The sequence below is a fragment of the Mycobacterium colombiense genome (assembly GCF_001665835.1).
Lineage (GTDB): Bacteria > Actinomycetota > Actinomycetes > Mycobacteriales > Mycobacteriaceae > Mycobacterium > Mycobacterium colombiense_A.
In genome coordinates this window covers 25,847-38,939 of sequence record NZ_LZSX01000003.1, presented here as the reverse complement: position 1 = coordinate 38,939, position 13,093 = coordinate 25,847, and the positions used below count along the sequence as shown (strand labels likewise).

Genomic DNA, 13,093 nt, shown 5'->3' with positions numbered 1-13,093 from the left:
GACGCTGTGACACCGCCAGCCGTCCCGACCGCCGTTCGCCGCGCCGGCCAGATCGTTGTGGTGCAGGGGATTGTGGCGCTGATCGTGGCAGTGGTGTTGGTGGTGCGGGGGATCGCCGGGGCCGACCAGCAGGTGGTCAACGGCCTGGCGACGGCGGGCTGGTTCGTCCTGGTCGGCGCCGGGGTGATCGCCGCGGGCCGCGCGCTGATCCTCGGCAAGCGCTGGGGCCGCGGGCTGGCCGTCATCACCCAGCTGCTGTTGCTGCCGGTGGCCTGGTACCTCGCGGTCGGATCACACCAGCCGGGCTTCGGGATTCCGGCGGGTGCGGTAGCGCTGATCGTGCTCGGATTGCTGTTCAGTCCCGCCGCGGTGCGCTGGGCCGCAGGCGATCAGGGCGATTCCGCCAGTCCCGCCAGCGGCGCGCCGGACAGCCGGTAGGTCGTCCATTCGTTCTGCGGCTCACCGCCGATGCGGTCGTAGAGCGTGATGGCGTCGGCGTTCCAGTTCAGCACCGCCCAGGACAGCCGGGTGTAGCCCCGCTGCAGGCATTCGGATGCCAGCTCGGCCAGCAGCGCCCGGGCCAGCCCGCGCCGGCGGAACTCCGGACACACGAACAGGTCTTCCAGATAGATGCCCGCCACGCCGTCCCAGGTGGAGAAGTTGACGAACCACAGTGCCATCGCCGCGATCTCTCCGTCCACCTCGGCGACGTGCCCGTACACCGTCGGCACGGCACCGAAAAGCGCTGCCGAGATTTCCGTTTCGGTCACCGTGCACTGATCGGCGGCGTGCTCGAATTCGGCCAGCGCGTAGATCATTTCGGTGATCGCCGCGGCGTCTTCCGGCGCGGCGCGACGGATGTGCCGGCTCATTGCTCCACTCCCAGGGCGTTGAGGATCGTGCCGAATTTCGTTGTGGTTTCGGCGACTTCCTCGTCGGGGTCGGACTCGGCGACGATGCCGCCGCCGGCCCGCGCCAGCGCGCCGCGCCGGTCGGCCGACAACTGGGCGCAGCGCAGCGACACCACCCAGCGGCCGTCGCCGCGGGCGTCGCACCAGCCCACCGCCCCGGCGTAGAACCCGCGGTCGCCTTCCAGTTCGGTGATCAGTCCCATCGCGGCCTTGGTCGGTACCCCGCCGACCGCCGGGGTGGGATGCAGCGCCAGCGCCAAATCCATTGCGGTGCTTGATATGTCACGCAGGCGCCCGGTGATCGGCGTGCACAGATGCCAGACGGTCGCGGTGCTGCTCAGCTGCGGTTCGGCGGCGATGGACAGGTCGTCGCAGAGCGGTTCCAGGGCGGCCCTGATGGTCTCGATGACCAGCTGGTGCTCGTGCCGGTTCTTGGCCGAGGCGGCCAAGGCGGCGCCGTTGGCGGCGTCGGTCTGCGGGTCGGCGGCGCGCGGGGCCGAGCCGGCGAACGGCCGGCACTCCACGCGGTCGCCGCTGCGCGCCACCAGAAGTTCGGGGCTGGCGCCCACCAGCGCCGTACCCGCGTACTCGTCGCCGGCGGCGGTCAGGTCGACGAGATAGCCGTAGGCCGCCGGGTCCGCGGCAATGAGCCGGCGCAGGATCACGCGCGCATCCAGGGGGGCGTCGGCGACCAGCCGCAGCGCGCGGGCCAGCACCACCTTGTCCAGCGGGTTATCGGCCGCGGCGAGCTGCTCGCACGCCCGGCGGATCCGGTCCCGGTAGTCCGCCGGCGGCGGCACGGCTTCGGCCACCCGCACCGGCGGCAGCCCGTCGGCCGGCCAGTCCGGCGGCCCATCCGTGGCGTTCACCGCCTCCGGCGTCAGCAACGCGGCTGGCCTGGTGATATCAAAAGGCAACGCGCCCAACACAATCGGCGCCTCCCCGGACCGCAATGCCGCCTGCGCGGCGCCCACGTCGTCGTAGCGCCGCCGCACGCCGTCGGCAATCAGGGTTCCGGTCGGCCCGCACAGCGCGAACGGCGGTTCGCCGCTCACTGACCGGTCAATCCGAGCGCGACCAGCTGCCGCACCCCGTGCTCGAACCCGCAGACCGCGATCGACGCGGTGATCATGCCGAACCGGCTGCCGTCGACCAGCGGCAGCTCGACCCAGCGCGTGATCACCGCGCGGGAGAAGTGGCCGTGGCTGACGAAGACCACGTCGCGCGACTCCATGTGCTGCAGCGCCATCGCGACGGCCGCGTCCGCGCGCCCACTGACCTGGGCGACAGTCTCACCGCCCGGGCAGCCGTGCGTCCACACCAGCCAATCGGGCACCGTCTCCCGGATCTGCGCGGTGGTCAGGCCCTCATAGGAGCCGTAATCCCACTCCGCCAGCAGCTCGGACACCTCGTCCACGGGCAGCCCGGCCAGCTCCGCGGTGGTCAGGGAACGCCGCCGCGGGCTGCTGATCACCAGCGGGTCAACGAGTTTGAGTTCCCCGAGCACCCCGCCGGCCAGCTTGGCCTGCGTTCGGCCGGCCTCGGTCAGCTCGACCTCGGTGCGGCCGGTGTGCTGGCCCGATTTCGACCACTCGGTCTCGCCGTGGCGCAGCAGCACCAGCCGGTGATTGTGCAAGCCCATATCGACTGATTCTGCCGGAAGACTCGCGGCGGTTGCTCAGGCCGAAGCGCACGGCGGGCGAACATGCCAGGATGGCACTGTAAACCGCACGCGACGATGCAGTGGGGAGGCAGCGATGAGGTGGCGGCGCCGGTGAGTAAGACACGGGTATTGGCGGTGGCCAACCAAAAGGGCGGTGTCGCCAAGACGACCACGGTCGCGTCGCTGGGGGCGGCGTTGGTGGACGAGAAAAAACGGGTGCTGCTGGTCGACCTCGACCCGCAGGGCTGCCTGACCTTCTCGCTGGGCCAGGATCCGGACAAGCTACCCGTGTCCGTGCACGAGGTGCTGCTCGGCGAGGTCGAGCCCAACGCTGCCCTGGTCGAGACGGCCGAGGGAATGACGCTGCTGCCGGCCAACATTGACCTGGCCGGCGCGGAGGCGATGCTGCTGATGCGGGCCGGGCGCGAATACGCGCTCAAGCGCGCCCTGGCCAAGCTCGGCGACCAGTTCGACGTGGTGATCATCGACTGCCCCCCGTCGCTGGGCGTGCTCACCCTCAACGGGCTGACGGCGGCGGACGAGGTCATCGTGCCGCTGCAGTGCGAGACGCTCGCGCATCGCGGGGTCGGCCAGTTCCTGCGCACGGTCGCCGATGTCCAGCAGATCACCAACCCCGAGCTGCGCATGCTCGGCGCCCTGCCGACGCTGTACGACTCGCGGACTACCCACACCCGCGACGTCCTGCTCGACGTCGCCGACCGGTACAACCTGTCGGTGCTGGCTCCGCCGATCCCGCGCACCGTGCGATTCGCCGAGGCCAGCGCCTCGGGCTCGTCGGTGATGGCCGGTCGCAAGAACAAGGGCGCGGCGGCCTACGGCGATCTGGCGGCGGCGCTGCTCAAGCACTGGAAGAGCGGCAAGCCGCTGCCGACGTTCGCCGTCGAGGTCTAGTGGCGATCGCAAGCGCGGCGGAGTCGGGCGCAGCGGGTCGCCACCATCAGGTGTAGCTAACCCAGCGCGACCAAGGCGTCGCCGCGCTGCTCGAGGACGTGCGACCCGATCACGGCGGGGAACACCGGTTTGCCGGCGGGCGGGGCGCTCGTCGAGCGGTCCACCGGAATGTAGCGTTCGTTGGCGCCGCTGAGCGGGTCGTAGACCCCGATCGCGCTGGTGACCGGCACCAGCAGCCGGCCCGCCATCATCACCCCGGGCCCCAACGGCGCCGTCCGGTCGCCCGCGGCGATGGTGTAGCGCAGCGCCAGCGTGTTCGCATCGAAGACCATCAGCGAATCGCCCGTCCACCAGGTGATCTGGCTTCCCGGATGGGAGACCACCGCCGAGCGTGACGGCGGCTTGGGCAGCGGGGTGCTCGACACCGTCGCCCCGGTTTGGTCGATGACGTCGACCCGGGGCTGCGGCGCCGGCAGGTACACAGCGGTGGTGTTCTCCGCGACGGTCAGCACCCGGGCGCCCGAATCCGGCGCGATCCCCGGTTCGGCCACGATGTGTTGCTGGGGTTCGTCGTCGTCTTTGCCCGGACGCAGCAGCACCAGCCGCAGGTCGGCCTGGTTCGCGCAGCTCTCCAGCACCGACACCGCCTGCGAGCTGGCCGCGGCCGAGATCAGCTTGCATCCGGAGTGCAGTCCGCGCGTCGACGGCTTCACCCGGGCATCGGTCTCGCCGTAGGCCAGCATCCGGACCATGTCCGAACGCCACAGCTCCAGCCGGGTGTCGCCGACCGACAACACCGTCATGCCGTCGGAGGAGAGCCGCACCCGCGGATCGGCGTAGCCGCTGCGGGCGGGCCCCCGGCGACCGGTGGAGCCGTCCAGGGTGCTCACCTGCCCGCAGCCGCGGTCGTCGCGGTAGACCCCGACGGCGTAGCGGTACAGCCAGGTGACCCCGCACAGGTCGGTGTCGCGGGCGTAGCTCCAGCGGGATTGGCCGGTGTCGGGATCGCGCCCGTCGATCCGGCGGCCCGCCGCGGTGACGACCTCGCCGCCGGCGACCACCGGGGCGGTGGTGGCCGAACTGGCGGCGCTCCACAGCTGCTTCAGTCCGGCCGGCACCTGCTTGGCCGGTGCCGGGTTGGGTGCGGGCACGGCCGCGGGCCGGCTGCTGGTGGCCCGGGCGTCGCTGCTCCACCAGATCAGCGCCGCGACCGAGGCGACGACGACCGCGATGGCCGCCGCGGCGAGCATGTCGCCCTTGGTGCGGCGCTCGGGTCTGACCATGCGGCGGCGCGGGCCGTTAGTTGCTCTGCGTGGCGGCGGCCTGCCCCTCGGCGGGCTTGCGACGCCGGCGGCGGCGCCGGGTGGAGCCGGCGTTGCCCGGGGGTGAGCCGGCCGGGGTTTCCGCGGCGGCCTCGCCGTTGGCGCTTGCGGCGCCGTTGCCCGACGGGTGCGCGGTGACGGGCTGGCCGCCCCGCGTGCGCCGCCGGGTGCCGGAGCGGCGGGCGGGCCTCTCCGACTTCTGCTCCGGCTTCTTGCCGTCGCGGTCGCTGCTGCGGCGCTGGCCTTGCGGCTTGCGGGCCGCGCCCACCGTGCCGGCGACCTCGGCGGGGATGCCGAGCTCGGCGTGGAGATGCGGAGAATTGGAGTAGGTCTCCGCGGGCTCGGGGCAGTCCAGACCGAGCGCCTTGTCGATCAGTGACCAGCGGGGTAGCTCGTCCCAGTCCACCAGGGTGACCGCGATACCGGTCTTACCGGCGCGGCCGGTCCGGCCGATGCGGTGCACGTAGGCCTGCTCGTCCTCGGGGATCTGGTAGTTGATGACGTGGGTGATGTCATCGATGTCGATGCCGCGGGCGGCGACGTCGGTGGCGACCAGCACGTCGATCTCGCCGGTCCGGAAGGCCTTGAGCGCCTTCTCGCGCGCCGCCTGGCCCAGGTCGCCGTGGACCGCGCCCACCGCGAAACCGCGCTCGGCCAGCTCGTCGGCCACCTTCTGGGCGGTGCGCTTGGTGCGGGTGAAGATCATCGTCGCGCCGCGGCCCTCGGCCTGCAGCACCCGGCTGACCAGCTCCACCTTGTCCAGGGCGTGGGCCCGGTAGACGTACTGGACGGTGGTGTCGTGGGTGGCCGCCGAGTGGGGCGCCTCCGCCCGGATGTGGGTGGGCTGGTTCATGAAGGTGCGGGCCAGCGTGATGATCGGGTCCGGCATGGTGGCCGAGAACAGCATGGATTGCCGGTCGGTCGGGATCTGGCGCAGGATGCGCTCGATGTCGGGCAAAAAGCCCAGGTCGAGCATCTCGTCGGCTTCGTCGAGCACCAGCACCGACAGCCCGCCCAGTTGCAGGTGGTTCTGTTGGCTCAGGTCGAGCAGCCGTCCTGGCGTGCCGACCACGACATCGGCGCCGGCGCGCAGCGCCTCGATCTGCGGCTCGTAGGGGCGCCCGCCGTAGATGGGCACCACCGACAGTCGCCGGTGGCCATCGGCGATCAGGTGCTTGGCGGCCAGCGTCAGGTCATCGGTGACCTGCAGGCACAGCTCGCGGGTGGGCACCACGATCAGCGCCCGCGGTGTTCCGTTCAGCGGCCGGGCGGCGGTGCCGGACGTGATGCGCTGCAGCAGCGGCACGCCGAAGGCGAAGGTCTTGCCCATCCCGGTGCGGGCCTGGCCGATCAGATCGTCGCCGGCGAGCGCCATCGGCAGGGTCAGTTCCTGGATGGCAAAAGGGCTTTCGATCCCTTTTTCGGCGAGCGCGCGCACGATTTCGTCGCGGACGCCGAGTTGCGCAAAGGTCAGTTCAGTTGTGCTGGTGAGTGTGGTCATGCGTGGGTAGGTAGCCTCTCGGTGACGTTCGGTTTGTGTCGGTATTTCTCTGTCGCGGTCACGCGCGCACGAGTTCCGACTCCGAATACGTCGCCGAGTCGCCGGCCCTGGCTCAGTCTGGGAGAGCCCAGTCAGGGCGGGCCAGCTGTGCACGCACATTTCGCCGATAGCGGCTTGAAAAAACAGTTACGGCATAGATACAGCCGCCATCTAACAACATGATAGCTGGTCGACAGCTGGCTCCCATTTTGCGCTACGTCAGCCGACTACAGTGTTGCCATGACCCGGCCCTCCTGCGAGCCCTCCGAAGCCGATCTCGCCGCCGACCAAATCGACGATTCACCCGCCCCGCGGCTGTCGGCCGATCACCCGGGCGTCAACGAGTTGTTCGCGGTCCTGGCCTACGGCGAGATCGCCGCGTTCTACCGGCTCACCGACGAGGCGCGGATGGCCCCCGACCTGCGCGGACGGATCTCGATGGCCAGCATGGCCGCCGCCGAGATGCAGCACTACGAGCAGCTGCGCGACGCGCTGGAAAACCGCGGTGTCGATGTGGTGTCGGCGATGTCCAAGTACGTCTCGGCGCTGGAGAATTATCACCGGCTGACGATGCCCAGCACGTGGCTGGAGGCCTTGGTGAAGACCTATGTGGGCGACGCCCTGGCGGCCGATCTGTACCTGGAGATCGCCCACGGCCTGCCCGGCGAGGTTGCCGACGTGGTGCGCGCGGCGCTGTCGGAAACCGGGCACTCGCAGTTCGTCGTCGCCGAGGTGCGCGCCGCGGTGACGTCCAGTGGCAAGCAGCGCAGCCGCCTGGCGCTGTGGTCACGCCGCCTGTTCGGCGAAGCGATCACGCAGGCCCAGTACCTGCTGGCCGACCACGACGAGCTGGTCGACCTGGTGATGTCGGGCGCCGGCGGGCTGGGCCAGCTCAACGCGTTCTTCGACCGGATGCAGCAGACGCACGACCGGCGCATGCACGAACTGGGCCTGAGCTGAGCCTCAGCGGGTCACGGCGATGGGACTGCTCGCCGTGATCGCAAGCGCGGCGCAGCCGGGCGCAGCGGGTCACGGCCATGGACTCAGCGCGCGCAGGTCGCCATGTTCGAGGCGTTGGTCGACGCGATGACTCGCTGACCGGCGGCGTTGAAGATCGAGCAGCTGAGCTGGCCGTAGAAGCTGGTCGCGACGACCGATTCGGTCTGCACGCCGGGGTTCAGCACCACGAGCTTCGACCACGGCAGCGACACGTTGAACTCGGTCTGCGGCACGCCCCGCGCGTCGGTGTAGACGATGTTCACCAGGTCCAGCAGCTGCTTGGTCCCGTTCACGCTGTAGAGCACGGTGCGCGGATTCAGCGCGGCCGTCGGCGGCGCCGCAGCGAGTGGCGGCGCGACGGTGGGCGCGGCTGCCGCCGGCGGTGCGACGGGCGCGGCGCTGGGCGTGGTGACCGTGGTGAAGGTCTCGGCGGGCAGCTGGGAGGGGCCGGGGGCGGCCTTGGGCGGCACCGAGGCCTTGGTCGTCGCGGGCGCCGAGGTCACCGGGTGGGGAGCGGGTGCACCCAGCGTGGCCTTCGTCGACGCGCTGTCGCCGCTGTTGATGATGACGGCGGTGGCGATGGCGCCCAGGGCAACCACCACGCCCACCACCGCCGTGGCGGGACGCCAGCGCGAGTCGGCCGGCCAGCCCGTCCAGTTGTAGTCGGCGTTCAGGTAGGGGTCGGTATCGCAGGCGTCGTCAACGTCGTCGTCGGGGTAGTCCCGGATCCTGTCGTCAAGGTGCGGCAGTGTGGTACCCATGGTGCCGAAGTTAGCCATGTGAAAACACGGATCGGGTATCGCGCGGGTGCGTGAGACAACCTGCAAGCGAATCGTTACCGCGCTGCGACCGCGGTTTCGCTGACCGCGAAGTGGGGGGACGCGGGGAGGTGGGGGTCAGCCGCGTCAACTAGCCTGCTGCTGACAGGGCCGGGACTGGAAACACCTGCGCAAGACTGCAAGACCCATGGAAGGGGTGACCGTGGAGGTCAAGATCGGTATCACGGATAGTCCGCGCGAGCTGGTCCTTGCCAGCACCCAGACGCCCGCTGAGGTCGAAGAACTGGTCAGCGCCGCGCTGAGCGACGGTTCGGGCCTGCTGCGCCTGAGCGACGAGCGGGGCCGCCGCTTCCTGATTCACACCAGCAACATCGCCTACGTCGAGATCGGCGTCGCCGACGCGCGCCGGGTGGGCTTCGGGATCAGCGCCGAATCCGGCAAGCACGCCGGCAAGGGGCGCTAAGAGCGGGTCAGCGGCACGTGTGACAGTCCGCCCCAGGCGAACTGGACGGTGCCGTCGACGGCGTCCGCCTTGGAGATCGGGCGGTCCGAGTCCAGCCAGTACCTGGCGCAGTCGACGCTGATGCCGACCAGTCCGACCGCGATCATCCGGGCCCGGTGCGGGTCCAGCCCGGAATCCTCGCTGATCAAAGCGAAGACCGCGTCGATGCAGGATTCGGTGGCGACGCGCACCTGGGCGGCCACCTCGGGTTCGGTGACGTAGTCGTTCTCGAAGATCAGCCGGTAACCCTGGCTGTCGTGCTCGATGAAATCGAAGAACGCCTGCACCGCGGAGTGCAACCGGCGCCGGTTGTCGGTCGTGGTGCTCAAAGCATTCTGAACACCCGAGACCAGGTTCTCCACGTGCCGCGCCAGCACCGCCAGGTACAGCTCGAGCTTGCTCGAAAAGTGTTGATACAGCACTGGTTTGCTGACCCCGGCGCGGTCGGCGATCTCGTCCATGCCGGCCGCGTGGTAGCCGCGGTCGACGAATACGTCGCTGGCCACGATGAGCAATTGACCGCGCCGCTCGTCGCGGGGCAACCGGTTGCCCCGCCGGTTGGAAACCGCTGATCCGTCCGCCGGCCGACCGCGGTCAGCCGATCTGACGGCGCGGCGCGCCGGCACCTTGGCGAGTTCGCTCATCGAATCCTCATCTGATTATCGGCGGCCGGCCATCGGTAAACCGGGTCAGCCGCTCGCAGCCCGTGGAAAAGACCTTACTACTCGCCCGCTCGTTGCGACCGTCATCGCGGTCGTCGCCGCAGGCAGAAGCGGTGTCAGACGGTGGATTCGGGCGCGCCACGGACGGCGCGGGTACCGGGCTGTGTAATCCTGGGGAAATGACGTCCCCGCGGCCCCCGCGCAGCACAGGTCGCGTGCCGGTGCTGCGCGACGAGTGGCGCGAGCCCCTGCGGGCGCTGCGCGACCCCCTGGCGAGGGAGGCCGGACGGGTCCGGGCCGACCGTGAGCGGCCGCGCCAATGGCGCAAACAGACCTGGCTGGGGCGGTTCGTCTCCACCTACGGGTGGCGCGCGTACGCCCTGCCCGTCCTGGTGGTGCTCACCGCGGTCGTGATGTACCAGACGGTGACCGGCACCGGCGCGCCGAAGCCGACGGCGAGCCAGCCCATCCAGAGTCCGACGGCGATCGGCACGGTGGGCACCACGATCATCGACGCCCCGCCGCGCGGGCTTGCCGCGTTCGACGCCAACCTGCCGGCCGGGACCCTGCCCGACGGCGGACCGTTCACCGAAGCCGGCGACAAGACCTGGCACGTCGTCCCGGGCGCCACACCGCAGACCGGCCAGGGCACCGCAAAGGTGTTCAGGTACACCGTCGAAGTCGAGAACGGCATCGACCCGACCATGTTCGGCGGCGACGACGCCTTCGCCGAGATGGTCGAGCAGACGCTGGGCAATCCGAAGGGCTGGACGCACAACCCGCAGTTCGCGTTCATCCGGATCGACAACGGCAAACCCGACTTTCGGATCTCGCTGGTGTCGCCGGTGACGGTGCGCGAGGGGTGCGGCTACGAGTTCCGGCTCGAGACCTCTTGCTACAACCCGGTGTTCGGCGCCAACCGCGAGGCGCGGGTCTTCCTCAACGAGGCGCGCTGGGTACGGGGAGCCGTGCCGTTCGAGGGCGACATCGGCTCCTACCGGCAGTACGTGATCAACCACGAGGTCGGCCACGCCATCGGATACCTGCATCACGAGCCGTGCGAGCAGCAGGGCGCCCTGGCGCCGGTGATGATGCAGCAGACGTTCTCGACCGCGAACAACGACGCCGCCCAGTTCGATCCCGACGTCGTCAAGGCCGACGGGAAGACCTGTCGGTTCAATCCCTGGCCGTACCCGATCGCCTAACGGACCGCCGCCTCGTTGCCGCGCCCGCAAAGGGCTGCTGTGATGGTTGGTAGACGACGCTTACCGCCAGGCCGACCGAGGAGATGTTTCGCAGTGCCGACGCCGCTGCCGCCTCTGGTGGCACCCGCAGACCACCTCAGTGGCGACGAGGTGGCCCGCTACAGCCGGCACCTGATCATTCCCGGCCTGGGCCCCGACGGGCAGAAGCGGCTCAAGAACGCCCGGGTGCTGGTGATCGGCGCGGGCGGGCTGGGCGCGCCGACGTTGCTCTACCTGGCGGCGGCCGGCGTGGGCACCATCGGCATCATCGATTTCGACGTGGTCGATGAGTCGAACCTGCACCGCCAGATCATCCACGGGGTGGCCGACGTCGGACGATCCAAGGCCCAATCGGCGCGCGACTCCATCGCCGCGATCAACCCGCTGGTCGACGTGCGGCTGCACGAATTCCGCCTGGACTCCACCAACGCCGTCGAGCTGTTCGGCCACTACGACCTGATCGTCGACGGCACCGACAACTTCGCGACCCGATATCTGGTCAACGACGCGGCCGTGCTGGCGAAGAAGCCCTACGTGTGGGGGTCGATCTACCGCTTCGAAGGCCAGGTCTCGGTGTGCTGGGAGGACGCCCCGGACGGACGCGGACTCAACTATCGCGACCTCTACCCTGAGCCGCCGCCGGCCGGCTCCGTCCCCTCCTGCGCCGAGGGCGGCGTGCTGGGCATCGTCTGCGCCTCCATCGCGTCGGTGATGAGCACAGAAGTGATCAAACTCATTACCGGGATCGGCGACTCGCTGCTGGGCCGGCTGATGATCTACGACGCCCTGGAGATGACCTACCGCACCATCGCGATCCGTCGCGATCCGTCGGACGCGTCGAGGCCGAAGATCACCGAGCTCGTCGACTACGAGCAGTTGTGCGGCGCGGTGCCGGCGCCCGCCGCCCACGACGACGCGTCAGCCATCACCCCGCGGGAATTGCGCGACTGGCTGGATTCCGGCAAGAAGTTTGCCCTGATCGACGTGCGTGAGCCGGTGGAGTTCGACATCGTGCACATCGACGGGGCCCAGCTGATTCCGCAGTCGTTGATCAATTCCGGCGAGGGTCTGGCAAAGCTGCCGCAGGACCGCCTGCCGGTGCTGTACTGCAAAACCGGGGTGCGCTCGGCCCAGGCGCTGGCGGTGCTGCGCAAGGCCGGATTCGCCGACGCGGTGCATTTGCAGGGCGGGATCGTGGCATGGGCGCAGCAGATGCAACCCGACATGATCATGTACTGACCCGGAACGCTTGTTGGACTGCGGCGACCCGCCGCTGTTCAGGCTGGCGGCGACCCGCCGCTGTGCTAGCGATCGCCGCCTGTTGGACTCGTTTAGAGTACCGGTGTGACAGTCGAGCCACCGCCGGATCATGTGCTGTCGGCGTTTGGTTTGGCCGGCGTTAAACCCGTCTATCTGGGGGCCAGCTGGGAGGGTGGCTGGCGGTGCGGCGAAGTCGTCCTGTCGCTGGTGGCCGACAACGCACGCGCGGCCTGGTCCGCGCGGGTCCGCGAGACCCTGTTCGTCGACGGCGTCCGGCTGGCCCGGCCGGTCCGTTCCACCGACGGGCGCTACGTCGTTTCCGGTTGGCGGGCGGACACCTTCGTGGCCGGGACGCCGGAGCCCCGCCATGACGAAGTCGTCTCCGCCGCGGTGCGGCTGCACGAGGCGACGGGCAAACTGGACCGGCCCCGCTTCCTGACCCAGGGGCCCACGGCGCCGTGGGGCGACGTCGACATCTTCATCGCCGCCGATCGTGCGGCCTGGGAGGAACGGCCTCTGGCCTCGGTGCCGCCGGGCGCGCGGGTGGCCCCGCCGACAGCGGACGCCGAGCGGTCGGTCGAGCTGCTCCACCAGCTCGCCACCCTGCGTAAGCCGACGAAGAGCCCCAACCAGCTGGTGCACGGGGACCTTTACGGCACAGTGCTTTTCGTCGGCACCGCGGCGCCGGGAATCACCGACATCACCCCGTACTGGCGGCCGGCCTCATGGGCGGCCGGCGTCGTCGTCATCGACGCGCTGTCCTGGGGGGAGGCCGACGACGGCCTGATCGAGCGCTGGAACGCCCTGCCGGAGTGGCCCCAGATGTTGTTGCGGGCGTTGATGTTCCGCCTCGCGGTGCACGCGCTGCACCCGCGGTCCACGGCCGAGGCCTTCCCCGGCCTGGCCCGCACCGCGGCGCTGGTCCGGCTGGTGCTCTAACTAGCCGCGTGTCGACCCGCTGCGCCCGGTTTTCCGCGCTGGCGATCGCCACTAACCCAGCCGGGGAACTCGTAGCGAACCTCGCGCAGCGCGATTCTGCCGTCGGTCGCCAGCACGCCTTCGGCGCGCAACAACTCCAGCTGCCGGGTGCTCAGGTGCCGCGCCGGGCGCCCGGAGGCGGTGATCACTCGGTGCCAGGGCAGGTCGGAGGAGTCGGTCCGCATGATCCAGCCGACGATGCGCGGACTAAAAAGCCCTGCGACAGTGGCGATGTCGCCGTAGGTGGCCACCCGGCCGGACGGGATCGCGGCGACCAGCGCACGCACCCGCTCGACCTGCTCGTCGGTCACCGGCGCCATC

15 protein-coding genes are annotated in these 13,093 nt (G+C 70.1%); 7 read left to right on the top strand and 8 right to left on the bottom strand.

All coding sequences use genetic code 11. From position 1 onward, the window contains the following. The first annotated feature begins 6 nt into the window (after positions 1 to 6). Positions 7 to 438 (top strand): hypothetical protein, encoded by a 432-nt coding sequence (locus A5760_RS00375; protein WP_064877105.1) that lies wholly within the window; start codon positions 7 to 9, stop codon positions 436 to 438. Here the strand turns inward: A5760_RS00375 and A5760_RS00370 are convergent. From A5760_RS00370 to A5760_RS00360, 3 genes are read right to left on the bottom strand one after another with little or no spacing between them, the layout of a single operon-like run. Next, positions 390 to 872, bottom strand: a complete 483-nt coding sequence (locus A5760_RS00370) for a GNAT family N-acetyltransferase (protein ID WP_064877104.1) — start codon at positions 870 to 872, stop codon at positions 390 to 392. The genes A5760_RS00375 and A5760_RS00370 overlap by 49 nt on opposite strands. Beyond that, positions 869 to 1,966, bottom strand: coding sequence for an isochorismate synthase (locus A5760_RS00365; RefSeq protein WP_064877103.1), 1,098 nt, complete (start codon positions 1,964 to 1,966; stop codon positions 869 to 871). Before A5760_RS00365 ends, A5760_RS00370 begins: the two co-directional genes overlap by 4 nt. Further along, a complete protein-coding gene (locus A5760_RS00360; RefSeq protein WP_064877102.1) occupies positions 1,963 to 2,553 on the bottom strand; it encodes an acid phosphatase in 591 nt (196 codons plus the stop codon). The genes A5760_RS00365 and A5760_RS00360 overlap by 4 nt, the downstream gene beginning before the upstream one ends. A gap of 132 nt (positions 2,554 to 2,685) precedes the next feature. On the opposite strand from A5760_RS00360, the gene A5760_RS00355 reads away from it, so the two are divergent. After that, the gene (locus tag A5760_RS00355) at positions 2,686 to 3,486 is read left to right on the top strand and encodes a ParA family protein (protein ID WP_082279271.1); all 801 of its coding nucleotides are present in this window, start codon (positions 2,686 to 2,688) and stop codon (positions 3,484 to 3,486) included. Between the two features lie 56 nt (positions 3,487 to 3,542). On the opposite strand, the gene A5760_RS00350 is transcribed toward A5760_RS00355, so the two are convergent. Further along, entirely contained in the window at positions 3,543 to 4,769 is a 1,227-nt protein-coding gene (locus A5760_RS00350; RefSeq protein WP_064877100.1) for a hypothetical protein, read from the bottom strand. Between the two features lie 16 nt (positions 4,770 to 4,785). Continuing rightward, positions 4,786 to 6,309: a DEAD/DEAH box helicase gene (locus A5760_RS00345; RefSeq protein WP_064877099.1), complete on the bottom strand. Its 1,524-nt coding sequence runs from the start codon at positions 6,307 to 6,309 to the stop codon at positions 4,786 to 4,788. A 279-nt stretch (positions 6,310 to 6,588) separates the two neighbouring features. Here A5760_RS00345 and A5760_RS00340 point away from each other — a divergent pair, with 279 nt between their 5' ends. Beyond that, positions 6,589 to 7,308 (top strand): ferritin-like fold-containing protein, encoded by a 720-nt coding sequence (locus A5760_RS00340; protein WP_064877098.1) that lies wholly within the window; start codon positions 6,589 to 6,591, stop codon positions 7,306 to 7,308. Positions 7,309 to 7,391: 83 nt separating this feature from the next. Here A5760_RS00340 and A5760_RS00335 read toward each other — a convergent pair whose 3' ends face one another. After that, a complete protein-coding gene (locus tag A5760_RS00335; RefSeq protein ID WP_064877097.1) occupies positions 7,392 to 8,108 on the bottom strand; it encodes an MmpS family transport accessory protein in 717 nt (238 codons plus the stop codon). A gap of 220 nt (positions 8,109 to 8,328) precedes the next feature. On the opposite strand from A5760_RS00335, the gene A5760_RS00330 reads away from it, so the two are divergent. Continuing rightward, positions 8,329 to 8,589 (top strand): DUF3107 domain-containing protein, encoded by a 261-nt coding sequence (locus A5760_RS00330; RefSeq protein ID WP_155764149.1) that lies wholly within the window; start codon positions 8,329 to 8,331, stop codon positions 8,587 to 8,589. Here the strand turns inward: A5760_RS00330 and A5760_RS00325 are convergent. After that, positions 8,586 to 9,272 (bottom strand): TetR/AcrR family transcriptional regulator, encoded by a 687-nt coding sequence (locus A5760_RS00325; RefSeq protein ID WP_044484275.1) that lies wholly within the window; start codon positions 9,270 to 9,272, stop codon positions 8,586 to 8,588. The two genes, A5760_RS00330 and A5760_RS00325, sit on opposite strands and share 4 nt — an antisense overlap. Positions 9,273 to 9,469: 197 nt before the next feature. Here A5760_RS00325 and A5760_RS00320 point away from each other — a divergent pair, with 197 nt between their 5' ends. The 3 genes from A5760_RS00320 to A5760_RS00310 all read left to right on the top strand — a co-directional run bounded on the left by A5760_RS00320 (position 9,470) and on the right by A5760_RS00310 (position 12,733). Further along, the gene (locus A5760_RS00320) at positions 9,470 to 10,495 is read left to right on the top strand and encodes a DUF3152 domain-containing protein (protein WP_231122502.1); all 1,026 of its coding nucleotides are present in this window, start codon (positions 9,470 to 9,472) and stop codon (positions 10,493 to 10,495) included. 93 nt (positions 10,496 to 10,588) lie between these two features. After that, complete coding sequence (gene moeZ / locus A5760_RS00315) at positions 10,589 to 11,773, top strand: adenylyltransferase/sulfurtransferase MoeZ (RefSeq protein WP_064877095.1); 1,185 nt, start codon at positions 10,589 to 10,591, stop codon at positions 11,771 to 11,773. 105 nt (positions 11,774 to 11,878) lie between these two features. Next, positions 11,879 to 12,733, top strand: coding sequence for a TIGR02569 family protein (locus tag A5760_RS00310; RefSeq protein ID WP_064877094.1), 855 nt, complete (start codon positions 11,879 to 11,881; stop codon positions 12,731 to 12,733). Here A5760_RS00310 and A5760_RS00305 read toward each other — a convergent pair. Then, on the bottom strand, positions 12,730 to 13,092 hold the full coding sequence (locus A5760_RS00305; RefSeq protein ID WP_064877093.1) for an MGMT family protein: 363 nt from the start codon (positions 13,090 to 13,092) through the stop codon (positions 12,730 to 12,732). The genes A5760_RS00310 and A5760_RS00305 overlap by 4 nt on opposite strands. Between the last annotated feature and the right edge of the window lies 1 nt (position 13,093).